Origin of the sequence: Halorhodospira abdelmalekii (genome assembly GCF_016583625.1) — a bacterium.
GTDB lineage: Bacteria > Pseudomonadota > Gammaproteobacteria > Nitrococcales > Halorhodospiraceae > Halorhodospira > Halorhodospira abdelmalekii.
The window spans coordinates 32,669-56,978 of sequence record NZ_NRRN01000018.1; the positions used below are offsets into that span (position 1 = coordinate 32,669).

Genomic DNA, 24,310 nt, shown 5'->3' on the forward strand with positions numbered 1-24,310 from the left:
GACGTGCAAAGGGGACCCATGGGCTGATTACGGAAACCAACCGAAGGACTGCGCCATGCGTATTGGGCTCGATCAAGCCTTCAGCACACACGAAAACGCGCTGCGTCTGCGCGGTGAGCGCCACGAGCTGCTGGCCTCGAATATCGCCAACGCCGACACACCGAACTACAAGGCGCGCGATATGGACTTTCGTACCGCCATGCGCGAGGCGACGGCGCCCTCGGCGCAGCCGCTGCGGGTGACTCACAGCCAGCATCTGCAGCCGCCTTCCTCTGTAACGGCAGGCGATCCGAAATCTTTATACCGGGTTCCGCACGGCGCAGCGTTGGATGGCAACACCGTCGAGATGCACGTCGAGCAGGCCAAGTTTGCCGAGAACGCGATCAACTATCAGGCCACGCTCGAGTTCCTGAACAGCCGCATCCGCTCGCTGACGAGCGCTATCCGAGGGGAGTGATCGTTCATGTCCTTGATGCACGCCATTGATGTTGCCGGAACCGGCATGAATGCCCAGCAGCTGCGGCTCAACACCATCGCCAGTAACTTGGCCAATGCCGAGACGGTCGCCGGCAGTCCGGAAGAGGCCTATCGTTCACGTCAACCGGTCTTTGCCGCGGCGCTGCACCACGCTCAGGGTGGCTACCCCGGGCAGGGCGGGCCGCAGCCGGCGACGACGCCGAATTGGGCCGAACGCGGCGGGCCGGTCGACCGGGTCAGTCCGGTCAGTTTTCAGCGCCAGTTCTTCGGTGCCCACCCGGCCGGCCTAAACGGCACGCACCATGCGCCGCTGCACGACCCCTGGGCGAGTCCCTCGCCGAGCGTGCCGGTCTTCATGCCGGGGGTGGTGGAGAGTGACGCGGAGATTGAGCCGATCTACAAGCCGCACCACCCGATGGCCGATGAGAACGGCTATGTCTACCGTTCGAACGTCAACACGGTCGAAGAGATGACCAACATGATCTCGGCCTCGCGTTCGTTCCAGAACAACATTGAGGTGATGAATACCTCGCGCGACCTGATGATGGAGACCCTGCGGCTTGGCCGCTAGAGGCGCGTCCGGGCAGCGGCGTAAAGGAGTGTGGAGATGCTGAACCCTGCACAGTTGATGGGCAATGCGGCCGCGGCTCAGCCGAGTGCTAAGTCGGGTCAGGCCCCTGCCGGAGGTGGTGGGGAGAAGCCTGGGGGCGCTTCGGCGCCGACGGGGGGAGCCTCCGAGGCCGCCGCCTCGGGGCAGCCGCAGGCGCGTGCTGCGGGCGGCGGCATGCAGCTGGGCGGGCGCGAGAGCGCTGTACCGCGTTCGTTCGAGGAGCGCGTGCCCGAGGAGCTGCGCGTCTCCGGCAGCCGGGACAAGGATGAGAAGGATCGGCAGAGCATCGGCCACGAGGACTTCCTGGAGCTGATGATGGTGCAGCTCAAGAACCAGGATCCGATGAACCCGCAGGATCCTAGCGAGATGATGGGGCAGCTGGCGCAGTTTGCAACGGCCTCCGGGATTCATCAGTTGCAGTCGGACTTCAGCAGCTTTTTCGAGCACATGCGTTCGGATCAGTCGCTGCGTGCCGCGCAGTTGATTGGGCGGGAGGTGTTGACCGAGGGCGATAAGGGATATCTGCCCGAGGAGGGCGAACTACAGGCGCTGCTGCAGCTTGAGCAGTCGGCCCCGAATTTGACGATTGAGATCCAAAACCAAGCCGGCGAGCGGGTCTACTACGAGCAGTTGGGCGAGGTTCAAGAGGGTGAGCGGCCCTTCTCCTGGGATGGCACGAACGACGACGGGAGGCGTCTGCCCTCGGGGCAGTACCGCGTGCGGGCCTACGTTGAGGATGGGGAAGATCGACGTTCGGTCAGCATGCTGGTCGGTGCGCCGGTCACGAGTGTCTCGATGGGACAGGGGGGGCGGCCGCCGCAGCTTGATGTGGTCGGCCTCGGTGAGATGTCGCTGGCCGATGTGAAGCGGGTGCGCTAGGGAGATGGGCTGCGCGAGGCTGCGTGCTTCGGCTGTTGGGGCATCGGGTGTTCTTTAACTGTCAAAAGTTGGGTTAGGATTGAAGGGAGAGCCACTATGTCGTTCAATATTGCGCTGACCGGGATCAATTCCGCGTCGAAGGACTTGGAGACGACGAGCAACAATCTATCGAACGCGGGCACAACCGGCTTTAAGAAGTCGCGCGCCGAGTTTAACGATCTGTTCGCCATGGGGGCGATGGGGGTCCCTAACCTGGCCATTGGTCAAGGGTCGCGCCTAGCCAACGTGGGGCAGCTCTTTAACCAGGGAGCGTTTGACTTCACCGAGCGCAGTCTTGATCTGGGCGTTGAGGGTGGGGGGTTCTTTCGGCTTGAAGAGCAAGGGGAAATCACCTACTCGCGGGCCGGTGAGTTCGAGATCGACCGTGACGGCTACATCGTAAACAATGCCGGCAGAAACCTTACGGGTTTTCGTACCGATGATGATGGGAATCGTGTCGGTGATGGCCACGATCTCTTGCGGGTGCCGACCGAGGGTATTGCAGCGAGTGCGACCGAGAGCGCCAAGCTCAGTGCAAATCTCAACGCTGATGCCGAAGTTTTAGATCCGGCTCTCTTTGATCCGGAGGATACCAATACATTCAACGAGTCCACGACGACAACTTTCTATGATTCGCAAGGCTCTGCGCGTGATGCGACCTTCTACTTCGTGAAGAGCGGGGAGAATCAGTGGAGCGTCTTTACTGAGATTAGCGGGCTTGACCCGGATGACCAGGAGGCGCTCTTTGGCGAGCCGCAGGTGCTGGAGTTCGATGGGGCGGGGAATCTGCTCGGCGACGGCATGCAAGAGATTGAAGGAGAGTTTGCTGCACAGGTCGAGCCGCTGCTTGCCGAGATCGATTTCGGCGGCGTGACGCAGTTTGCCCGCCCGTTCAATGTGACGGAGATCTCGCAAGACGGCTACACGGCCGGTGAGTTTGAGAACGTCAACGTCGAGAAGGACGGTACGATCTACGCGCGCTACAGCAACGGCGAACGGCAAGCCGTCGGTATGGTGGCGCTGACCCGATTCCCCTCCGAGGAGAGGCTACAAAACGCTGGCCAGACCTCGTGGCAGGCGACTGCCGAGGCCGGCGATCCACTGGTCGGTGTTCCTGGCGAGGGGCGCTTTGGGCGCATTGAGGCGGGGGCGCTTGAGCAGTCGAATGTCGAGGTCTCCGAGCAGCTGGTCAACATGATTACCGCGCAGCGGAACTTCTCGGCCAATGCCAAGATGATCTCGACCCAGGATCAGGTGACGCAAGAGATCCTGCAAATTCGCTAGGGCAGGCTAGCTCGGGTTCATTGTTAGGCGGCACCCCAGTGTGGCTCAGACGGGAAGGATGTCATGGATCGTCAGCTCTATATCGCGATGACCGGGGCGAAACATACCCTGCAAGCGCAGCACCACAACAACCAGAATCTGGCCAACGCCAATACACCGGGGTTTCGTGCCGACCTCGATAGCTTCTTCCAGGCGCCGATGTATGGCCCGGGTTTTCCGACGCGCGCCTATGCGGAGGAGCTGCGGGCTGGCACGGATTTCACCCCGGGCTCAATCATGACGACCGACCGGTCGCTCGATGTGGCGATTCAAGATCACGGCTGGTTCGTGGTGCAGGCGCCCAACGGCGATGAGGCCTACACGCGGCGTGGCGATTTCCAGGCCGATGCACAGGGAGTGCTCAGCACTGGCGATGGCCACCTCGTGATGGGGGAGAACGGCCCGGTTTCGATCCCGCCGGATAGCGAGATCGAGATCGCCGACGATGGCGTCATTACGGCGATTCCGCGCGAGGCACCGGAGGCACCGATTGAGGTCGACCGGCTGCGTCTTGTTAACCCCGACCCGCGGCAGCTCATCAAGGGCGAGGATGGCCTGATGCGGCACGCTGAGGGTGAGCCGGCGCTGGATGATGCCAGTGTGCGCGTGCGTGCCGGCGCCCTCGAAGGCAGCAACGTCAACATGGCCGAGGCGCTGGTCACGATGATCGATCACGCCCGGCAGTTCGAGACGCATATCAAGATGCTGACGGCCGCCGAGGAGAACGCCCAGAGCAGCGCTCAGCTGCTTAGGCATCCGGCTTGATCGTGCCGGGGCAACAGACGCAGATGCAACTAGATCGCGCCCACTACAACATGGAGGATAGGCCATGAATCCCGCGCTTTGGGTGGCCAAGACCGGTCTCGACGCCCAGCAAAAGAGCATGCAGGTGACGTCGAATAACTTAGCGAACGTCAATACCAACGGTTTCAAGAAGGACCGGGCGAACTTCGAGGATCTCTTCTACCAAACCGTGCGTCAGCCTGGCGGGCGCTCTAGCCAGGACACCATGTTGCCTTCGGGGCTGATGCTCGGCACGGGTTCGCGAGTCGTTGGTACGGAGAAGATCCACTCGCAGGGCAATATTCAGCAGACCGAGCGCAACCTCGATATGGCGATTCAGGGGAAGGGCTTCTTTCAGGTGCTGCGTCCGGATGGTGAGATCGCCTATACCCGTGATGGGGCCTTTCAGCTCAACGAGCAGGGGCAGCTGGTGACGTCAGGTGGGTACCTGCTTGAGCCAACGATTGAGGTGCCCATGAATGCCGAGTCGATCACCATTGGGCGCGACGGCACGGTGACGGCGAAGATGCCGAACGACCCAGATCCGCAAGAGATCGGGCAAGTCGATTTGGCCGATTTCATCAATCCTTCCGGGCTGCAGCCGATCGGTGAGAATCTCTTCCAGGAGACTGCCTCCAGTGGGGCGCCGGTGATCGGCGCACCGGGAGAGGATGCCTTCGGTGCCCTGATGCAGGGGGCGCTGGAGACCTCGAATGTCAATATTGCTGAGGAGTTGGTTAGGATGATCGAGACGCAGCGCGGGTTTGAGACTAACACGCGGGCTATCTCGACGACCGATCAGATGATGCAGTTTATGAATCAGAACGTCTAACAAACAGGTAGAGTAACTGCAACGGATCGCGCCTGATTGTGCTCGGGACAAGGTGCGAGGTGATGGTTTCTGGTGCTGCGTGTTGGCGGCGGCGGCGTGGGGCCGGTCGGATGAGGTGTTGAGTGGGAGGTGTCTCGATGGGGCGGCAAGCCGAGTGGGCAGGTGGGCTTCTGCGAGCCGCGTTGGTGGGCGCGCTGCTGGCGGTGCTCGGGGGGTGTGCAGGAACTGTCGAGCCTCCTGAGAATGGGCCGTCGCCGATCACTGCTCCGCGGGTGCAACTCCCCGATTTGGCTGAGTCGCCGCGTGGCGCGCTCTTCGATGAGGATCGGCGTATGCGCCTATTCGAGGATCGCAGCGCACGCCGTCCCGGTGATGTGATCACGGTGATCGTCGAGGAGGAGATCAGTGGCAGTCGTTCGGTGAACGCAAATATGTTCCGCCAGGCGGAGGGCGATCTGCAGGCGCTGCAAATCGGCGGCGAGGAGTTCGAGGTGGCCGGGCGGCCGATGACCTTCCAGCACGGTGGCGAGGCCAATTTCGATGGGGGGGGTGACGCCGATGAGACCACAAGCCTGTCGGGGACGATTACGGCTATGGTCGTCGACACCATGCCCAACGGACAATTGATCATCCGCGGTCAGAAGGCGGTCACGGCGAGTCAAGGCGAGCAGTACTTGACCCTCACCGGTATCGTGCGCCCGGACGATGTCGGGGCCAACAACGAGATCTCATCGAGCCGGGTGGCACAGCTGCGGGTCGCCTACACAGGCAGCGACACGATCGGCGATGCGGCGCGTCCAGGGTGGACGACGCGGTTTTTCATGGGGCGCTAGCGCAGCGGGCAGAGATTGGCGGCGCGTTGGCGGCGACGGCAGTCAGCGGGGGCTGAGGAGAGCGATGAGCGGCAAGAGGGCGATTAAGATGGCTTCGCAGCTTTCGCGGCGAGTAGTGCGCGGGTTGGTGCTGGGCGGCTTGCTGACGCTGGGCCTGGTTGCGGCCAGTGCGGCGGCGGCGGAGCGAATCAAAGACATCGCCTCGGTGGCTGGGGTGCGGAGCAATCAGCTGGTCGGCTACGGCCTGGTGGTTGGACTTGATGGTACGGGGGATAACGCCCCGTTTACCGAGCAGAGCGTGCGCTCGATGCTGGCGGAGATGGGGGTTAATATTCCGCACGACGTCAATCCGCAGTCGGATAATACCGCGGCCGTTATCGTAACCGCCGAGCTTCCGGCCTTCGTGCGCGAGGGGCAGCAGATTGATGTCAAGGTCTCTTCGCTGGGGAACGCCGATAGCCTGCAGGGGGGAGAGTTGTTGATGACCCCGCTGCGTGGCTCGGATGGGCGGGTCTACGCCGTTGCCCAAGGCGGGGTGATCGTCGGCGGTTTTGGCGCCGAGAACACCGAATTGCCGGTCGAAAACCACCTTGGCGGGAGTATTCCGCGCGGAGCCATGGTCGAGCGCTCGATCGAGAGCGGTTTTGGTGATCGCGGTGAGCTGGTCTTCAATCTGCACAATCCCGACTTCACGACCGCGCGCCGGATGGCCGAGGTGATCAATCACCACCTTGGTCCCAACACCGCCCGCGCGAGTGATGCCGGTTCGGTGCGGGTGCGGGCGCCAGCCGATGCCAATCAGCGGGTCAGCTTCATCTCTTATCTTGAGGAATTGCACGTCGAACCGGGTGAGGCGCCAGCGCGGGTGATCGTCAATTCGCGCACCGGCACCATCGTGATGGGGGCGCGGGTTCGGGTGCGGCCAGCGGCAGTCAGCCACGGCAACTTAACAGTTGCCATTGGGGCCGCCCCAGCGCAGCAGGTCGCCGCCGCCCCGCCTGGGCTCGATGAGCCGGTCTTGGCGCCGAATGAGGAATTCGGCGATGTCGAAGGCGGCAACCCGGCTTTCGTCTTCGAGCCGGGGGCCGATCTCAACGAGATCGTCGATGCTATCAATAGCGTCGGTGCTGGCCCCGGCGATCTGATCGCTATCCTTGAGGCGCTGAAGCGAGCTGGAGCGCTGCGCGCTGAGTTGACCGTGATCTAAAACAAAAGCTGACCTTGGCCGGAGGTGTGGTCCTCGCTATGGGGCCGGGACCGCATCTTCGGCTCGGAGCAGCGGTGAGACCGGTGTATGTCAGTGGTGTATATTGGTGGGGACGAAGGCAGTGAGCCGACGATAGCGGGGGCAGGCGATGCGTGAGGCAGGGAGCTTAGGCAACGCGATTGATCCGCAGGGCCTGCACCAGCTGCGTGGGCGGTTGCAGCAGCCGACTGAGCAGGATCTGCGTGAGGTCGCGCAGCAGTTCGAAGCGGTCTTCGTTGAAATGATGCTCAAGCAGATGCGCGCTGCGACCCCTGGCGATAGTTTCTTCGGCGGCAACGCCGAGGAGACCTACCGCAGCCTCTTCGATCGGCAAGTCGCGTTGCAGATGGCCCGGGGTCAAGGGATGGGGCTGGCGCCGATGATCGAGGAGCAGTTGCGGGCTAACGCCGGTTTTGAGACCGATCAGGTTCACGGTGGCCCGCGTGAACTCTCCGATTACCGCCGTGCGCCGGTTCCAGCGGCCGTGGCGGTGCGGCGTGGTGAGCCGGCTGATGGGGTGACCGAGGAGGGGGCAGCGGCTCTGCAACGGGCCGCGCCGGCTAAGCGGGCGGAGCCGTCCGAGCCGACGGCGGGTGGGCTCGGAGGCAAAGGGACGGCGTGGAGTAGCCCGCGTGAATTTGTGGCTGATATCGCCCCGGCAGCTCGTCAGGCTGCGGAGCGCTTGGGCGTGCCTGCCGTGGCCCTGGTGGCGCAAGCGGCGTTGGAGACTGGCTGGGGACAGCACGTTATTCAAGATGGCAGCGGGCGCAGCTCGCATAACCTGTTCAACATCAAAGCGCATACCGCGGCCTGGCAGGGAGATTCGGTACGGGTGCCGACCTTGGAGTACCGGGGCGGTATTCCGCAGCGTGAGATGGCCGATTTTCGTGCCTACGCATCGGTTGATGAGAGCTTTGCCGACTATGTCGACTTCCTTGAGCGCAACCCGCGTTATCAGCAGGCTTTACTGGCCGGCGACGATCCGCGGCAGTTTGTGCGCGCCCTACAAGAGGCTGGCTATGCTACGGATCCGGCCTACGCCGACAAGCTTGAGCGGATCATGGCGCTGGATGGTGAGCATGGCTACGGTGTCTGGGCCGGTGGTGAACTGCTCAAGATTTCCGAGTGAGTGACGACAAATTAGCTGAGGGTCGGTGGGTTCGGCGGCCTCATAGGGATCAGAGCTATGGCGGATATACTCAATACGGGCATTTCGGGGCTGCGCGCGTCGCAACGCGGGTTGTCGACGACCTCGCATAACATCTCCAATGTCAATACAGACGGGTTTAGCCGGCAGCGCGTCGAGCAGGATACGACGACGCCGCGCTACTTTGCCCGCGGGGCGATTGGGACCGGTGCGCAGATTCAGACGATTCAGCGCTTGAGCGAAGAGTCGCGGGTTGAAGCGCTGCGGCGCAACCACGCCGAGTTTGAACGGCTCGATAATCTGCGCGAGATGGTCGCTCGCGTCGATGATCTGGTTGCCGACAAGGACGCCGGGTTGAGTCCAGCCCTTAGGCAGTTCTTTGATGCGGTCGAGGAGGTCGCCAACGACCCGTCGAACACCGTCACCCGGCAGCTCATGCTAACCCGTGGGCAGGCGCTGGTCGATCGTTTCGGAACGATGGATAACCGCCTCAGTGAGCTTGAACACGACGTTGAGCGGCGGGTGGCACAAAAGACGGAACACGTCAACGCCCTGGGTGAGTCGATCGCCGAGTTGAATAACGAGATTCGCCGCCGCTGGCATAACCCGCAGCGGCCTCCGAACGATCTACTTGATCAGCGCGATGAGAAGATACGGCAGCTGTCAGAGCTCGTGGCCGTGCGGGTGATCGGCCAGGATGACGGATCGCTGAACGTCAGTGTCGGTACCGGGCAGCCGCTGGTCACTGGGGATCGACACAACGACCTTAAGGTCGTCGGTAACCCCTACGACGGCGCGCGTGCTGAGCTGGCGATGCAGATCGGCGATCGCGAAGTCCGCGTGACCGATCGGATTCGCGGCGGTTCACTCGGGGGGCTGATTGAGTTCCGTGATGGCGTGCTCGATAAGACGCGGGATGAGATCGGGCGGGTGGCGACTGCGCTGGCAACCGAGCTCAACACCCAGCATAGGCGCGGTGTGCAGTTCGACAGTGGCGAGCCGCGGCCGGGGCGGGACTTCTTCCAGGTCGGCAAAGTGCAGGTTCAAAGTCACCGCGATAATCGCGGCAGCGCGGTGCCGCAGGTCACGATCGACGACGATAACGTGAGTCAGCTTAAGCGCGAAAACTACGAACTGCGCTACGATGGCTCGCGCGAGCAGTGGCATTTGCGGGCTGATAGCGGTCAGCGCTGGGTGCTTGGTGAGGACGTGCAGGCCGATGCCGACGGTCGCTATCGACTCAACGGGTTACAGATTGAAGTGCCGTCGCCGCGGCAGGCGGCCCTTCTTGGCGAAACGGCTGAAGATGGCGATCGCTTCCGCATTGAGCCGACCCGGGCGGGAGCCTCGGGGATCGATACCTTGCTCTCGCGCCCCGCTCAAGTTGCAGCCGCCGCCCCGGCCCTAACCGGTGAGGCCGTGAGCGCCGAAGGCCAGAGCAGCAACACCGGGCGGGGACGGATCGGCCCCCCTGAGGTCGGTGATATGGCCGGGGTGTTGCGCGCTCTGGAGGATGACGGACCGCTGCGCCGCGGGATCTTCCTGGAGTACACGGTGAACCCGGACGGAGAGCGCTACTTCCAGCTCTATGTCGGTGATGAGCCGGTTCCGAATGCGCGTTTCCCCTATAATCCGGACGATCCAGAGCGGGGCCAGGAGATTGATCTCAGTGAGAAGGTCAACTCGGAGTATGTTCATTTTCCTGGCGTCGACGGCGAGGGGCGGCAGGAGATGGCGCGGTTGTTGGGCGGCGGCAGCAGCGGCGATGAGTCTGAACGTCTCCGTTTGCTTTCCGAAGATCTCCCTGCCGAGCTCGATGTGACCGTGCGCATTTCCGGGGCTCCCGATCCGGGCGATCGCTTCCAGATCACTGGCAATTACGACGGCATTGGCGATAATACCAACGCTTTGCGTATGGCCGAACTGATGGATCAGTCGCTTATGGACGACGGCAACAGCACCTTCCAGGAGGCTTACAGCGCCATGGTCGGTGATATCGGCGCCTACAGCCAGCGCATACAGACCAATCGCGATGCCCAGCAGACGCTGCTGCGCCAGGCCGAAGAGCACTGGGAGGAGCTCTCTGGGGTCAATCTCGACGAGGAAGCGGCCAACATGATGGAGTATCAACAAGCCTACCAGGCCGCTGCGCAGATCATTGCCAGCGCCGATCAGGTCTTTCAGGAACTCCTCAACTCGGTGCGTCGCTAGGAGGTAAGCCGTGCGGGTATCGACCAGCCACGTCTATAACACCGGCGTGCAGAACATGAGCGGCCAGCAGACGGCGCTCAATGAGAGCCAGAATCAGCTCTCGAGTGGACGGCGTGTGTTGCGGCCCTCGGACGATCCCTCTTCGGCCGCTCGGGTGCTCGACTTAGAGCGCACCGTCTCCTCGATTGAGCGGTTCAACCGCAACGGCGATATGGCGCGCAACCGTCTCTCAATGTCCGAAGGCGCGATCGATCAGGCGAGCCACCACTTACAGCGGATTCGTGAGTTGACGGTTCAGGCGGCAAACGATTCGCAGGATCGGCAGACACGCGCCTACATCGCTACGGAGATTCGCGAGCGCTACGATCAGCTGATGCAGGTGGCCAACAGCACCGATGGCAATGGCGAGTATCTCTTTGCTGGTGCGAAGACGCGCACCCGGCCTTTTAATATGCAGCCTGATGGCCGGGTCGAGTACCACGGTGATCAAAACACCCGCAAGGTGCGAGTGGGTCCCGGGCGCTCGATGGCGGTCGACCACTCCGGGTTCTCCACCTTCATGAAGGTGCCGAACGGCAATGGTCACTTCCAGGCCTACGAGAATGTAGAAAACCGTGGCAGCGGTGTGGTTACCGTGGTTGATCAGGGGGTGCGTCGGCTCGATCCGCAGTACGACTACCGGCTGCGTTTTATCGAGGATGATGATGGCGATCTACGCTACGCGATTGAGCGCCGTCAGGATAGCACCGACTCCTGGGAGAGCGTTCATCCAGCTTCCGGTGCGGCCCTTGCGGATGATGGTGATGGATCAGAGGAGGGAGCGGCTAGGGCCAGGGGTATGGAGGAGCCCCGGGAGAGGGGGGAAGGTGCGGCGAGAAGCCTGGAGGCCGAGCCGGAAGCGCGCGGCGGTATCGAAGACTACCCGCGCTATAGGCCCGGGAGCGCCATTGAGATCGAGGAGGGGGTGCGTGTCCAGGTCGATGGGGAGCCAGAGCACGGTGACACCTTCACGGTCTCGACCAGTCGCCCGCAGTCGATCTTCGATACAGTGCATCAGCTGGTGCATGCCCTTGAGGAGCAGGGGCAGGGGGCTGGTTTTCGCAATTCGGTCAACCGCGCGCTCGGGGATATCGATCTCGCGTTAGAGAATATGTTCCACACGCGTGCCGAAGTGGGGGCGCGGCTCTCGACCCTCGATACCGAGCGGGCGAGTAACCACGCCGCCTTGGTTGATCTGCACGGCACCATCTCCTCGGAAGAGGATCTCGATTACGCCGAGGCGACGGGCCGCTTCCACAAGCAGCTCACCGGCCTAGAGGCCGCGCAGGCGACCTTCGGCAGGGTTCAAAATCTAAGTCTTTTCAATTATCTATAGAGGCTTCTGGGCGGCTAGCGCTGTCGCCGCCACTCCTCGGCCTCGCGCCGTGCGCGCTCAATCCCGCCGCTTAAGAACTCAGGTCCGAAGAGCCAGCGCACACCGAGGTTTACGCTGTAGAGGCGTTCGTTGCTGCTGCTAAAGCAGTTCTCGGTGCCTGAGTAGCAGAGCGCACTCAATGTGACGAGGGTGCTTGAGCCGGTTCGAATGCCCAGTTCGGCACCATAGGCCAGATCGATCTCCGTTTGCTTCCCGTTGCCCTGCTGCCAGTCGATGCTATAGCTGCTCACGCCGCCCATGATGTCGAAGTGGCAGTCGGCGCCGTGGTAAAGCGAAAGACCGACCAGCGTGGTGTGGGTCCAGTCCAGTTTGGCTTCAGTGCCGGCCACCTCATCGCTGCGCCCCGTCGCGATACGCGCCTCGACGCGGACAACAGGGGTTTGGCGGCGAACCATACCGATGACAGCGGCGATGCTGTAGGCGTCGTACACGGTCTCCTCATCTGCTTGCAAGTACCACTTGCCGGCGTCGAATCCACCGTAGAGGTTGTGCTGGTAGTAGACCCGTTCGGCTGCCGCCGGAGTGGCCAGGATGCAGCCACCAGCTAGTGCAATCAGAATTGTTAAGCAGCGACGTCCCATGCCTCCTCTCCCTGCTCTCCCTGGTGTGTAAACGCTCATCCCCCCTTTTATCGGCAGCCACTGCCAGCTCTTGATTGCGCGCGGCAAGGCGGCAAACGGCATCCTTGCGGAAAAAAAATGCCCCCCGCAGCCGGAAAACGGTTTCCCTTTGCCGGCAGTTCGTGGCATGCTGTCCATGCCCAGGGTAAAGGCGACCAGTCTGCCCGCAGGTGCGGGCGATACGCGCGGTGTGCGAGCGGAAGCGCGAAGTACAAGGTCGCCGTCTGGCGGAAAAAAATTGCCGGCAAGGGGGTTAAGGATTGCCGCTTGCGGCCGATAGGGAAGGTGAAGGCGGAAGTGGGGTGCTCATGAGCGGCAGTCAGTCGCCGCCCTGGCCTTCTCGGCAACCGAAGTGAGAGGAGAAGAGCTATGGCACAGGTCATCAACACCAATATTGCGTCGCTGACAGGTCAGCGGCATTTGAACGCGTCACAGGCCGATCAGCAGCAGGCCTTGGAGCGTCTGTCCTCGGGTAAACGCATCAACTCGGCTTCGGATGACGCCGCCGGCCTTGCGATCAGCGAGCGCTTCACTTCGCAGATCAACGGCATGCGGCAGGCTGAGCGGAATGCCAACGACGGCATCTCCTTTGCCCAGACTGCAGAAGGGGCGATGGAGGAGATGGGCAACCTGCTGCAGCGGGTGCGTGAGCTGGCCGTGCAGTCGGCAAACGACACCAATACCGCGGCAGATCGTCGCGCGCTGGATGCCGAGGTGCAGCAGGCGATCATGGAGATCGACCGGATTGCCCAGACGACGCAGTTCAACAATCAGAACGTGCTCGACGGTTCGCTGCGTGAGCTGGTCTTCCAGGTCGGTGCCAACCGAGCGCAGAGCATCAACGTGGCGGGTCTGGACGTTCGCGGGCACAACCTGGGTGCGGAGATCCTCGACGGTCGTGCGGTTGAGCGCGAGCTGACCGACGGCAGTTACGGTGATCTCGGCTTCGAGGGCAGCTTCAGCATCAATGGGGTCAGCATCAGCGTTGATGATGCCCGTGAGGTCTCCGATATTGTCGACCGCATCAACGCAGCCGCTGGCGGAACCGGAGTACAGGCCTTCCGGGCCGACCGCGCTGAGAGTCAGGTCTTTGATTTTACCTCACCAGCGGATGGTGGATCGATCTCGATTAACGGCACGCGGGTTGGTGTCGGTTCCGAGGCGACTCTGCAAGAATTCGTCGATGAGGTTAACCGGGCCTCTCAGGACACTGGTGTTCGAGCGGTTGCTGCCGGCGATGATGCGGTGCAGTTCATCTCCGAGTCGGACTTCCGCATTGAGGCAGGTGACAACAATCCCATCGGGCTAGAGGACGACGCAGCGGTTCGTTTTGAGCGTGGCGTGCAGCTGGCCACCAGTGTCGATCGGCCGATTGCTCTCGGCGGTGACGCTGATCTGCTGACTGAGTTGGGGCTGGCTGATGAGGGCGGCGAACTGATTCAGTCGGGGACCACCACGGTCAGCGGTCCGAACGCCCTGGATGTAACGACCCGTCAGAGTGCCGACGACGCCATCCGGACCGTCGATTTTGCACTGGGTCGGATCAACGAGGCGCGTGCTGACCTCGGTGCTATTCAGAACCGTTTCGAGGCGACCACCAGCAATTTGCAGAACGTCACCGAGAACATGGAGGCTTCTCGTTCGCGCATCCTTGATGCCGACTTCGCTCGCGAGAGTGCCGAGATGACTCGGGCGGATGTCCTGCAGCAAGCTGGCACGTCGGTGTTGGCGCAAGCCAACCAGAGTCCGCAAAGCGTGTTGGCGCTGTTGCAATGAAGAGCGGGCGAGCAGGGCCCGACTTGACCCCTCGGGCCCTGCGAGCCGTGCGGAGTTTGTTGATGGTTGATCGCCTGTAAGCTGTGACTTCTAGCTGCTTCTGAAGGGTGGTGCCTCCGAAGAGGTGGCTAGGATAAGAGGGAGGAGAGGCGTTTAGGTAGAGAGGAGAGGTACCTGAAGCCGAAGGATCCGTTGCCGGGTGGTGCAGGGCTGAGGCTGGATTAGAAAGATCCCTGGCCCGCTATGCTGGCTGCAGTCTGAAGGCCGCTGATGGTGGCGCGGCGTTTGTCCGTGCCACTAAAGCTTTCGATGCGGGCGCCGATACGTTTGGGCAAGAGCGCGGGCTGTTGTCCAGGCGGTGTAGGCCCGCGTTGGGGTCAGCGGATTAGGCGTCCTTGAGAGGCGCCGGACTTAAGGAGACGGGTCATGGCACAGGTGATCAACACGAACGTTGCATCGCTGAACGCGCAACGGCATCTGAATGCGTCCAAGAGCGAGATGGAGACGGCCATTGAGCGTCTCTCCTCTGGTTTGCGGATCAATAGCGCGCGGGATGATGCTGCAGGTCTGGCGATCAGCGAGCGTTTCACGGCGCAGATCAACGGCCTCAATCAGGCGGCTCGGAATGCCAACGACGGCATTTCGTTCGCCCAGACGGCAGAGGGCGCCATGGAGGAGATGAGCAACCTGCTCCAGCGCGTGCGTGAGCTCGCCGTCCAGGCGGCGAACGACACCAACACGCCGAGCGACCGCGAAGCGCTGAACCGCGAGGTTCAGGCCGCCCTCGACGAGGTCAACCGCATCGCCGAAAATACCCAGTTTAACCAGCAAAATGTGATCGATGGGTCGTTGCGCGATTTGATCTTCCAGGTCGGTGCCAACCGAGCCCAGAGCCTAACGGTTGCCGGCATGGATCTGCGGGGTGAGCGATTGGGTGCCGAGATTCTTGATGGACACAGTGTGTTGACTCAGATTGCCTCTGGGCAGAGTCAGGAGTTGGATCTGGATGGGGTCTCGATCCACATTAACGGTACGGCGATCGATATGAGTGGTGCGCGCAGTGTCGCCGAAATTGTGGAGCGAATCAACGAGCGCAACCCGGTCACCGGGGTGCAGGTCTTCCGTGCCGATCGGGCGATGCAGGAGTTCGACTTCGACTTCGCAGCCTTGGGGGAGCAGGAGCACGGCAGCCTGAAAATCAACGGTCTCCAAGTTAACTTTGAGGTTGTCTCCGAGGATGAGTCTGCCTCACAGCAGAACATGATTGATGCGATTAACCAGCAGAGTGCATCGACCGGTGTGCGTGCCGAGATCCAGGATGGTCGCGTGAGGCTCTCCTCAGAGTCTGACTTCCGGCTGACCAGCTCAGATGTCGGTGCATGGCCACTGGGTATTCCAGACGGCCTGGATGGGGCCTTGGAGGCTGGTTTCGACTACAGCGAAGGGTTGCATGTGCAGCGGGGTATCCAGCTGGCTAACGATCTAGGTCGAACGATCGCCATTGAGGCGGATGCCGACGAGCTGGCTAAGATCGGCCTGCTTGGCGCCGACGGCGATCTGCTCCAGACTAAGAGGTATGCAGTCTCGGGTCAGGAGGTCGACGGCCTGGTTGAGACGATCAACGTGCAGACTCGGGGGGCGGCGGATAACGCCATCCGGACTGTCGACTTTGCCCTGGGGCGGATCAACTCAGTGCGTGCTGACCTTGGTGCCGTGCAGAATCGTTTTGAGGCAACGATCAATAACTTGAACATCTCTTCGGAGAACTTGAGCGCGTCTCGCTCGCGAATTCTCGATGCCGATTTTGCCGAAGAGACGGCCGAGATGACGCGTACGGAGATTCTGCAGCAGGCTGGGACGTCGGTCCTTGGGCAGGCGAACCAGATGCCGCAGATGGTGCTGCAGCTACTCCAACAATAACCGCGGCTAGGATCCGGACTGCCTTTCCGGAACCTGGCCCGTGAGGCTCCGTGGCACGGGGCGGGTGGGGAGGCAGTATGAGTGAGATCCATGGTTACAGTGCTGTGACCGCTGCAGGTTATGGATGGGGGCGCACCGTCAATCAGTCGCCAGACGAGGTGAGCGGGAACCAACGGGCAGGCAGGGGGGTCGAAGCGGCAGGCGGTGCCGGAGAGTCGGAGCAAAAAGAGGGCAAGGGTGCTCAGCACCTCTTGATGGCGCCCTCGGGTGATCTCTCTCCGCTTGATGTCTATCGCGCCGAAGATCCGGAGGCCCTAGCGCAGGCGGTGGAGCGTTTCGAGAACTTCATCCGCAAGATGGGGCGGGACCTGGAGATCAGTGTCGACGATCGCACCGGCAAGACTGTGGTAACGGTCTATGTGCGGGGGACGGAGGATGTAGTGCGACAGATCCCCCCGGAGGAGATGCTCGCCGTGGCCGCTCACTTGAAGGAGGTCCAGGGGATGCTCTTCGACGAGCACGCCTAAGGGGTGGGCGACGGGGTGGCTAGGGTGTGCCGGTGCGGGGCTGAGGTCTCTTGACGGCGACGGGCGATGACGATTCAGTAGCGATAAAGGGGGCTCCCATGCCTACGTCGGTCACCGATCAAATGCCCCATATGCCGAGTAAGATGGATGTCGGCACGGGGATTGATACGCGCAAGATGGTTCAGGATCTGATTCGGGCCGAGCGCGCGCCGACCGATAAGCGGTTGGAGCGTCGCGAAGAGGAGCTGCGGGAGCAGATTTCGGCGCTGGGCCAGGTGCGTGCGACGGTCGGTGAGTTTCGCGAAGGGATCGGGCGATTGGCCGATGCTTCGGCCTACTCCGGGATCGATACCGATTCGACCCACAGTGACGTAGCGCGTGTACGCGCCGAAGAGGGCGCCCCGCCGGGGGACTACGATGTTGAAGTCCTGCAGCTAGCCCAGGGACAGCGCATCGCGACTGCGACCGGTGTCTTTGCCGAGAGTTCCGATCCGATCGGCACCGGTCGGCTGATCATCACGGATGGCCAGGGGCGCGAGCAGATCGTTCACATCGGCGAAGAGCAGTCGACGCTGCTCGGCATTCGCGACGCCATCAATGAGCAAGCCGAAGGGTTGCGCGCCTCGATTGTTGACGACGGCGCCGGTCCGCGGCTGGCCATTGCGACCGAGGGCACCGGTGAAGCCAACGCCATTCAGCAGATCCGCGCCGAGCAGAGCGCGGATGAAGACGAAGGCGACCTCTCGCTGCTGCAGTTTGGCGTAGCTGCAGGAGGGGGGCAGCAAGGCGTTGGGGCCTTCGAGCAAGTGCAGGCGGCTACCGATGCGCAGGCGGTGATCGACGGCATGGTGATTACGCGCCCCGAGAATACCATTGAGGGCGCGATTGAGGGGGTCACCTTAGAGTTCGGCGGTGAGGGGCGTACGCGCGTCTCGGTGCGTGAGCAGACCGGGCTGATTGAGGAGAATATCCAGGCGTTGATCGAGACCTACAATCAGGTGCGGGGCCAGATCAACCAGCTTACTGCCTATAACCCAGATGCCGATGAGGCGGCCCCATTGCAGGGCGATCCGAGCGTTAGCAACATCAGCTCACGCCTGAGCCGCGCTCTAACTGAACCGGTTGCGGCTTTGGCCGGTCAACCGTTGCGCGCGCTCGGTGATTTGGGGGTGCGCACCAATCGCGACGGTACGCTCGATCTCGACAGTGAGCAGCTGCAGCGTATGGCGGGGGCGCATCCTGAGTTGGTTACACAGCTGATGACCGATCCTGAGCACGGCGTTATGGGGCGGCTCGATGGGGTGCTCGACGAGGTCGCCGGACGCGGTGGCGTGTTGAGCATGCGGACTGATGGTCTTGAGAGTCGCTTGGAGCGCATCGATAGTGACCGGGAGCGCCTTGATCGACGCATGGAGCGGCGCGAGGAGCAGTTGCGGAGCCAGTTTTCCCGCATGGATCAGCGGGTGGCCGAGATGAATCGGACTTCCGAGTTTATCGAGCAGCGGTTGGCCATGATGACGAAGAATAAGTGATCCGCGTTTTTTTTTCGATAATGGCCAACACCCCCCCCTCAAGAGTCGCTGTAATCTGCCGACACAATAGGTGCGAAACCGGAAAACCCTCAATGCCCCCTAGGCACATAGAATGGGAAAAGACTATGCATCGCGGCGTAAATCAATACCAACAGGTCGGAAGCTACTCGAGCGCTGCATACGCGGATCCGTACCGCTTGGTGCAGCTGTTGATGGACGGCTTTCTGGATCGGGTCTCGCAGGCCCGCGGCGCAATGGAGCGTGGTGAGGTCTCGGCCAAGGGCGAACTGATCAGTAAGTCGATCTCGATCCTCGACGGTTTGCGCTCGGGCTTGGATCACGAGCGCGGCGGCCGGATTGCCGGTAATCTTGAAGAGCTCTACTCCTACATGCAGCGCCGCTTGGTCGAGGCCAACATGCACAGCCAGGTCGAATACCTCGATGAGGTGGCCTCGCTGATGCGTGAGATCAAGAGCGCGTGGGATGCGATCCCGCCGGAGTTGCGCGACCGTGAAGCGGCGGCGGCAGCGGCGGCCCAAGGGCGCTGACGGGGGCGGTGCCCGTCAGCGGATGGTGACCGACGAGCAGCCGCTCGGTGGTGTCGGTGTCGCAGAGGATGCCACCGAGCGCTGCTGCGCCCGAGTTCTAGAGCTGACTCGGCAGATGCTTGAGCGCGCCGAGCAGTATGACTGGGACGGGGTTATGGAGCGCGATGCTTTGCGCGTCGAGCAGCTGCGACGTCTCCCCGAGGCCGATTTAGACAGCGAAGGGATGGGCAGCCAGCGCGCGGCGGCCCGGCTGCGGCAGGCCCTGGAGGTTGGTCGACAAGTCCGGGAGCTGATGGAGCAGGAGCGCGATCGGCTCGGTCAGGCCTCCCGTATGGATCAGCGGCGCCGAGAGGCCGGTGCCGCCTATCATCAGGTCTCCAAGGCGGTTGATCGCGGCGAAGACTCCGGCGGTTCCGCGCGCTGAGCAGGGCTCGGTCCTCCTAGGTCTTTTTGTTCGCGGGCGTCGCCGTGGCGGCAGCTTCCCTCCTCGGGCTTGTCTCTCTTTTTCTCCCCTTCCCCCTTTTTCCCCTCTGTTCTCCCTTGTTCTCCCTTGTTCTCCCTTGTTCTCCCTTGTTCTCCCTTGTCTTCGCAGTCGGCCAGCTGGTCCGCTCGCTTCTTGCGCAAAGCCGGAAAGTGAGCGATGCTTATCCTTCGGGCGGCAAGATTTTGCCGCCTTCCGGCCTTTTCTTGCCGGCTAGGTGTGTGGTGGTCCTTTCCCGAGGCGCACGGGCGCTACGCATAGAGGGAGGTGGAGCGTTGTACGGCAAGGGGTTGCAGGATGTGCCGGCAGAGCGGCAGAAACTGGCACGAACAGTGCATAATTTGCCGCTAATCGGCGGCATGTGGCCGCGGTCGGTTTCGTGCTTAGGGGGTTAGGCTTATGACTCAGCAATGTGTGCTCGTGGTGGCTCGCGAGGCAGAGCGTCGGGAGCGGCAATCTCGGGCGCTGGAGAGTGCCGGGTTCCAGACCGTTGAGGCGGAGGGAGCGGTTGCAGCAGGTCGCCTTTTGGAGCGGGGCGGGGTGAGCGCCGCGGTCTGCTGTGAGGGCGGAGTCGACGGCGATGAGTGGCGAGCGGTGGCCCGGCACCCGTTGGCGCCCGCGGTCGTTGTCGTCTCGGCAGCGGCCGAAGTCAGTGGTGCGGTGGCGGCGATGCGCGACGGTGCGGCGGACTACGTCGCCGAGCAAGGCGCGGAGGGTGAATTGGCTGCGGCGGTGGCGCGGATCACCGCTCATGGGCCCGGGTTGGTGGCAGAAGACCACAGCAGTCGGCAGCTGTTGGCACTCGCTCAGCGTGTCGCGAGCAAGGATGTGACCGTGCTGCTGACCGGTGAGTCGGGGACGGGCAAGGAGATCTTCGCCCGCTACATCCACGAGCGTTCGCCGCGGGCTGCTGGTCCTTTCGTCGCGGTCAACTGTGCGGCGATTCCTGAAAGTATGCTGGAGGCACTGCTCTTCGGCTTCGAGAAAGGTGCCTTTACCGGCGCGAACCGGGCACACGCCGGAAAGTTCGAGCAGGCGCAAGGGGGGACACTGCTCCTTGATGAGGTCTCGGAGATTGAGCTAGGCTTACAGGCTAAGCTCTTAAGGGCCTTGCAGGAGCGGGAGATCGAGCGGCTTTGCGGGGACAGTCCTGTGCCGCTGGATGTGCGGGTGTTGGCAAGCAGTAACCGCGATCTGCGCGACGATGTGCGAGTTGGGCGGTTTCGCGAGGATCTTTACTACCGGCTACACGTCTTCCCGATTCACCTGCCGCCGCTGCGCGAGCGTCCTGCCGATATCGTTCCGCTCGCACGGAGCTTCGCAGTCAAGTATGCTCAGCTCAACGGTCGGGGTGCGCGATTGACCCCAGAGGCTGAGCGGAAACTGGTACAGCATACGTGGCCGGGCAATGTTCGTGAGCTGGAGAATGTCGTTCAGCGCGCTTTGATTCTAGCCGAAGGCGATGCCGTCGATAGCGAGGCGATCCGTTTCGAGCCGGTGACCGTTGAGGCGCAGCCGCAGAGTACGGCGAGTTGGGCGGAGGGCGCGGGCGCGTCAACGGTATCGCCCGCTCCGACGTTGACACATCCGGCGGTGGCGATGCGGGCGGCGGCTGCCCCGATCTCTGAGCACCCCCCGGTGCCGGCGGCTGATGGAGGAGCAACGACGCTGGAGGAGGATCTGAAGAGTCGGGAGTATCGGCGCATTTTGGAGACTCTGGCGGCGGTCGGTGGGAGTCGCAAGGAGGCCGCAGCGCGTTTGGGGATCAGTAGCCGCACGCTGCGTTATAAGCTGGCGCGGATGCGGCAAGAGGGCGTAGAGATTCCGGAGCGTTCGGGCGGGGTTGTCCTGTACGCCTACGGAAGTTGAGGGATCGTGGCTATGGCGGATTTCCGAATCGAGCAAGCACTGTCCGAGATGCGTGCCACCGGCACGCCTCAGCAGTCACCGCAGCGGCAGACCGATGGCCCGCCGGTTGAGGAGTTTTCAAACTTACTGCGGCAGGCGGTTGAGCAGGTCAACGGGCGTCAGGTCGATGCCGAGTCGCTGCGCGATGCCTACATGCGCGGCGAGGATGTCTCTCTGACCGATGTAATGATCACCGCGCAAAAGGCGCAGATCTCCTTCGAGGCGATGAAAGAGGTGCGCAACCGTTTCCTCGAGGCCTATGAAGAAATCCGGAATATGCAAGTCTAGCTCGTGAGGGTTTGCCATGGCTGAGAGCCGGGCAATGGCCGAGGCGGATGGCGCGATGCCGCCGTCGCCGGTGGAAAACGGCTCGGGACAGGATGCTGGAGGGCGTGATAGCTCCGGCCTTGGGCGCTATTTGCCCGAAGATTGGCAGGCGCAGCTTGAGGCTTGGCTGGGTGAAAATCCGCTGCGCAAGATCGCTCTGGGCGTTGGCCTGCTCGCCATCGTGGGGCTTGGGGTGGCGCTCTTTATCTGGGCGCAAGGTCCTCCCGAGTTGCGAACCCTCTACGCCGATCTCGACTCCGAGGACGCTGCGCAGGTCATCAACGTCCTCGAAGAGCGGGGCGTGCGGGTCGAGTTTGATGAGCGCACCGGCGATATCCGGGTGCCCGCCGAGCATGTCCACCGTGCCCGTATCTTTCTCGCCGCTGAGGGGTTGCCCCGGGGCACGACTGGCTTCGGCTACGAGATGCTCAGCGAGGACCCCGGTTTCGGGGTCAGCGAGTTCATGGAGCACACTCGCTTTGATCGGGCGCTGGAGACCGAGCTGGCACGCTCGATCCAGTCGTTGCGGGCGGTGCGCTCGGCGCGCGTTCACCTTGATGTTCCCCAGCAGTCTGTTTTTGTGCGTGATCGGCGCGAGGCGAAGGCTTCGGTGATTCTCGAGTTGAGCGAGGAGCGGCAGCTGCCGCGCCAGCAAGTCGATGCCATCGTCCACTTGGTTGCCAGCGCCGTCTCCGATCTAAGTCATCAAAACGTTAGTATCGTCGATCATCGCGGACGTTTGTTGACCGCCGATGAGCGACCGACCGAGGCAACAGCCGCTGCGCAACAGCACGAGCTGACGCGTCAGGTCGAGGAGCGAATCGAGCGCCGGGTCGAGGACCTGCTGGAGCCGCTGATCGGTCCGGGGCGCGTGCGCACGCAGGTTAGCGCACGGCTTAATTTCGATACGCGCCGACACCTTGAGGAGTTCTTCGATCCGGAGCGCAGTGCGATTCGCAGTGAGCAGATGTCGGAGCGCAGCGGTGGTGGCTACCAGTGGCCGATCGGCATCCCGGGAGCGTTGACCAATCAGCCGCCCGGACCGGGGGCGCTCGATCCTGATAACGACCGTGCCGGTGGCTGGGGGACGCCCTTTAGCGCCGATGAGACTCGCAACTGGGAGGTGGGGCGGAGCCTGGTCGAGGCGCAGCCGGCGCTCGGCGTGCTAGATCGGCTCACCGTTGGCGTGCTGATTGATCACCGCTACGTTGAGAACGAAGAAGGTCAGGTGGTGCGCGAGGCGTTGAGCGATGCCGAGATCACCAGGCTTGAGGCGTTGGTCCGTGATGCGGTTGGCTTCGATCAGCAGCGCGGCGATGCCGTTAGCGTCGTAACCGTTCCCTTTGCCGAGATCGTCTCGCCGCCCGATCCGCCCCCCGAGGTTTGGGAGCAGGAGTGGGTGAGGGACCTGATTCGCTTGGCGGTCTTCGCCGCAATCGGGTTGTTGATCTACATTATTGCGATTCGCCCGATTGTGAATCGGGTGCTTGGCGGTGTCGAACCTGAAGAGAGCGAAGGCGAGGCTGCCGAGCGTGAGCAGGCAGCACTGGCGAGTCCGCTTGGTGAAGGAGAGCAGGAGAGTGAGGCGACGTTGCGCTTGGCTGGCCTGGGCGGTGAGCAATTGAGCGATATGCGTGAGCGCCCCTACGAGGCTAAACTGCAGGCGGTGTTGGAGTTGATCGAGAATGAACCGGAGTTGGCGGCCAACGCCGTTAAGCAATGGCTGGATGAAGACGATCGCTGATTGGGCGACGAGCGAGCGGTGGGGGTGATGCGGCATGGCGAGTAGCATGAAGGGTCCAGATCGGGCTGCGGTGCTGATGCTGACTCTGGGCGAGGATGCAGCCGCCGAAATCATGCGCTATCTCGGTCCGCGTGAGGTGCAAAAGCTCGGCCTGGGGATGACGCAGGTCGGAAAGATCACTCGCGAACAGGTCGATGAGGTGCTGGATGCGTTTATCAACACCGCTGCCGAACAGACCTCGCTCGGGATTGGCTCGACGGAGTTCATCCGCAGCACCCTGGTGAAGGCGCTCGGTGAGGAGAAGGCCGCCTCGATCATCGACCGGATCGTCATGGGTGGGACGACGCGCGGGCTCGATCAGCTGAAGTGGCTCGACCCGCGGACCATCGCCGAGATGATTCGTCTCGAGCACCCGCAGATCATTGCTATCGTCGTCTCTTATCTTGAGCCGGATCAGGCCGGGCAGGTGCTTGCTGAGATGCCGGAGCGGATTCGGCACGATATCGTTATGCGGGTGGCGACCCTGGAGGGGATTCAGCCACGCGCCCTGCAAGAGTTGGACGAGATTATGGAGCGGCAGTTCTCGGGGCAGCAACGGCTCAAATCGTCGACCATCGGTGGTCTGCAATCGGCGGCTAACATCCTCAATAACATGGATTCGCAGACCGAGACGGCGATCATCGACAGCGTTAAAGAGCTCGATGAGGATCTCGCCGAGCGCATTCAAGAGCTCATGTTCGTCTTCGAAGACCTCAAGCAGATGGACGATCGCTCGATGCAGCAGCTGCTGCGCGAACTCGATACCGGGATGTTGACACTGGCGCTCAAGGGCGCAAGCCAAGAGCTGCAGACGAAGTTCTTTAACAATCTGTCGCGGCGTGCCGGCGAGATGTTGCAAGAGGAGCTTGAGGCGATGGGGCCGGCGCGCTTGAGCGACGTGGAGGCGGCGCAGAAAGATATCCTCAGTACCGCTAAGCGCTTGGCTGATGAGGGCACGATCAATCTGGCTAGCGGTGCCGAGCAGTACGTCTAATGACGGTGGGTAGGTGGTGCTCTGATAGCGCCGATCGCGATTCGCGTCGTGCCCCCTGGCAGAGGGGGTGGGGCGGGGA

General features: G+C 62.4%; 22 protein-coding genes. 21 read left to right on the plus strand and 1 reads right to left on the minus strand.

The window, feature by feature from the left end; genetic code table 11:
* Nucleotides 1–55: 55 nt before the first annotated feature.
* The 11 genes from flgB to flgL all read left to right on the plus strand — a co-directional run bounded on the left by flgB (nucleotide 56) and on the right by flgL (nucleotide 11,755).
* Nucleotides 56–457, plus strand: coding sequence for a flagellar basal body rod protein FlgB (flgB, locus tag CKO15_RS05930; RefSeq protein ID WP_200193524.1), 402 nt, complete (start codon nucleotides 56–58; stop codon nucleotides 455–457).
* Between the two features lie 6 nt (nucleotides 458–463).
* Nucleotides 464–1,048 (plus strand): flagellar basal body rod protein FlgC, encoded by a 585-nt coding sequence (gene flgC, locus CKO15_RS05935; protein ID WP_200193526.1) that lies wholly within the window; start codon nucleotides 464–466, stop codon nucleotides 1,046–1,048.
* A gap of 36 nt (nucleotides 1,049–1,084) precedes the next feature.
* Nucleotides 1,085–1,966, plus strand: coding sequence for a flagellar hook assembly protein FlgD (locus tag CKO15_RS05940; protein WP_200193528.1), 882 nt, complete (start codon nucleotides 1,085–1,087; stop codon nucleotides 1,964–1,966).
* A gap of 96 nt (nucleotides 1,967–2,062) precedes the next feature.
* On the plus strand, nucleotides 2,063–3,289 hold the full coding sequence (gene flgE, locus CKO15_RS05945) for a flagellar hook protein FlgE (RefSeq protein ID WP_200193530.1): 1,227 nt from the start codon (nucleotides 2,063–2,065) through the stop codon (nucleotides 3,287–3,289).
* A gap of 63 nt (nucleotides 3,290–3,352) precedes the next feature.
* Nucleotides 3,353–4,093, plus strand: coding sequence for a flagellar basal-body rod protein FlgF (flgF, locus tag CKO15_RS05950; RefSeq protein WP_200193532.1), 741 nt, complete (start codon nucleotides 3,353–3,355; stop codon nucleotides 4,091–4,093).
* Nucleotides 4,094–4,157: 64 nt separating this feature from the next.
* Nucleotides 4,158–4,943 (plus strand): flagellar basal-body rod protein FlgG, encoded by a 786-nt coding sequence (flgG, locus tag CKO15_RS05955; protein WP_200193534.1) that lies wholly within the window; start codon nucleotides 4,158–4,160, stop codon nucleotides 4,941–4,943.
* 137 nt (nucleotides 4,944–5,080) lie between these two features.
* Nucleotides 5,081–5,776 (plus strand): flagellar basal body L-ring protein FlgH, encoded by a 696-nt coding sequence (locus CKO15_RS05960; protein WP_200193536.1) that lies wholly within the window; start codon nucleotides 5,081–5,083, stop codon nucleotides 5,774–5,776.
* 88 nt (nucleotides 5,777–5,864) lie between these two features.
* A complete protein-coding gene (locus CKO15_RS05965; protein ID WP_200193573.1) occupies nucleotides 5,865–6,983 on the plus strand; it encodes a flagellar basal body P-ring protein FlgI in 1,119 nt (372 codons plus the stop codon).
* Nucleotides 6,984–7,131: 148 nt separating this feature from the next.
* The gene (gene flgJ / locus CKO15_RS05970) at nucleotides 7,132–8,151 is read left to right on the plus strand and encodes a flagellar assembly peptidoglycan hydrolase FlgJ (protein WP_200193538.1); all 1,020 of its coding nucleotides are present in this window, start codon (nucleotides 7,132–7,134) and stop codon (nucleotides 8,149–8,151) included.
* A 57-nt stretch (nucleotides 8,152–8,208) separates the two neighbouring features.
* Nucleotides 8,209–10,380 carry a flagellar hook-associated protein FlgK gene (gene flgK, locus CKO15_RS05975; RefSeq protein WP_200193540.1) on the plus strand — a complete coding sequence of 724 codons (2,172 nt, stop codon included), beginning with the start codon at nucleotides 8,209–8,211 and terminating at the stop codon, nucleotides 10,378–10,380.
* A gap of 10 nt (nucleotides 10,381–10,390) precedes the next feature.
* Nucleotides 10,391–11,755: a flagellar hook-associated protein FlgL gene (gene flgL, locus CKO15_RS05980; protein ID WP_200193542.1), complete on the plus strand. Its 1,365-nt coding sequence runs from the start codon at nucleotides 10,391–10,393 to the stop codon at nucleotides 11,753–11,755.
* A gap of 14 nt (nucleotides 11,756–11,769) precedes the next feature.
* Here flgL and CKO15_RS05985 read toward each other — a convergent pair whose 3' ends face one another.
* On the minus strand, nucleotides 11,770–12,396 hold the full coding sequence (locus CKO15_RS05985) for a hypothetical protein (protein WP_200193544.1): 627 nt from the start codon (nucleotides 12,394–12,396) through the stop codon (nucleotides 11,770–11,772).
* Between the two features lie 408 nt (nucleotides 12,397–12,804).
* Between CKO15_RS05985 and CKO15_RS05990 the strand changes: the two genes are divergently transcribed.
* From CKO15_RS05990 to fliG, 10 genes are all read left to right on the plus strand, one after another.
* On the plus strand, nucleotides 12,805–14,211 hold the full coding sequence (locus tag CKO15_RS05990) for a flagellin N-terminal helical domain-containing protein (protein ID WP_200193546.1): 1,407 nt from the start codon (nucleotides 12,805–12,807) through the stop codon (nucleotides 14,209–14,211).
* A 426-nt stretch (nucleotides 14,212–14,637) separates the two neighbouring features.
* Nucleotides 14,638–16,131 carry a flagellin N-terminal helical domain-containing protein gene (locus CKO15_RS05995; protein WP_200193548.1) on the plus strand — a complete coding sequence of 498 codons (1,494 nt, stop codon included), beginning with the start codon at nucleotides 14,638–14,640 and terminating at the stop codon, nucleotides 16,129–16,131.
* A 77-nt stretch (nucleotides 16,132–16,208) separates the two neighbouring features.
* Nucleotides 16,209–16,658 carry a flagellar protein FlaG gene (locus CKO15_RS06000; protein WP_200193550.1) on the plus strand — a complete coding sequence of 150 codons (450 nt, stop codon included), beginning with the start codon at nucleotides 16,209–16,211 and terminating at the stop codon, nucleotides 16,656–16,658.
* A 98-nt stretch (nucleotides 16,659–16,756) separates the two neighbouring features.
* Nucleotides 16,757–18,190 carry a flagellar filament capping protein FliD gene (fliD, locus tag CKO15_RS06005; RefSeq protein ID WP_200193552.1) on the plus strand — a complete coding sequence of 478 codons (1,434 nt, stop codon included), beginning with the start codon at nucleotides 16,757–16,759 and terminating at the stop codon, nucleotides 18,188–18,190.
* Nucleotides 18,191–18,315: 125 nt separating this feature from the next.
* The gene (gene fliS, locus CKO15_RS06010; protein WP_200193554.1) at nucleotides 18,316–18,738 is read left to right on the plus strand and encodes a flagellar export chaperone FliS; all 423 of its coding nucleotides are present in this window, start codon (nucleotides 18,316–18,318) and stop codon (nucleotides 18,736–18,738) included.
* Nucleotides 18,701–19,162 carry a flagellar protein FliT gene (locus tag CKO15_RS14080; RefSeq protein ID WP_200193556.1) on the plus strand — a complete coding sequence of 154 codons (462 nt, stop codon included), beginning with the start codon at nucleotides 18,701–18,703 and terminating at the stop codon, nucleotides 19,160–19,162. Before fliS ends, CKO15_RS14080 begins: the two co-directional genes overlap by 38 nt.
* 456 nt (nucleotides 19,163–19,618) lie before the next feature.
* Nucleotides 19,619–21,088, plus strand: a complete 1,470-nt coding sequence (locus CKO15_RS06020; RefSeq protein ID WP_200193559.1) for a sigma-54 interaction domain-containing protein — start codon at nucleotides 19,619–19,621, stop codon at nucleotides 21,086–21,088.
* Between the two features lie 12 nt (nucleotides 21,089–21,100).
* Nucleotides 21,101–21,415 carry a flagellar hook-basal body complex protein FliE gene (gene fliE, locus CKO15_RS06025; protein ID WP_200193561.1) on the plus strand — a complete coding sequence of 105 codons (315 nt, stop codon included), beginning with the start codon at nucleotides 21,101–21,103 and terminating at the stop codon, nucleotides 21,413–21,415.
* A gap of 16 nt (nucleotides 21,416–21,431) precedes the next feature.
* On the plus strand, nucleotides 21,432–23,198 hold the full coding sequence (fliF, locus tag CKO15_RS06030; RefSeq protein WP_200193562.1) for a flagellar basal-body MS-ring/collar protein FliF: 1,767 nt from the start codon (nucleotides 21,432–21,434) through the stop codon (nucleotides 23,196–23,198).
* Nucleotides 23,199–23,232: 34 nt separating this feature from the next.
* A complete protein-coding gene (gene fliG, locus CKO15_RS06035; protein WP_200193564.1) occupies nucleotides 23,233–24,231 on the plus strand; it encodes a flagellar motor switch protein FliG in 999 nt (332 codons plus the stop codon).
* Nucleotides 24,232–24,310: the final 79 nt, after the last annotated feature.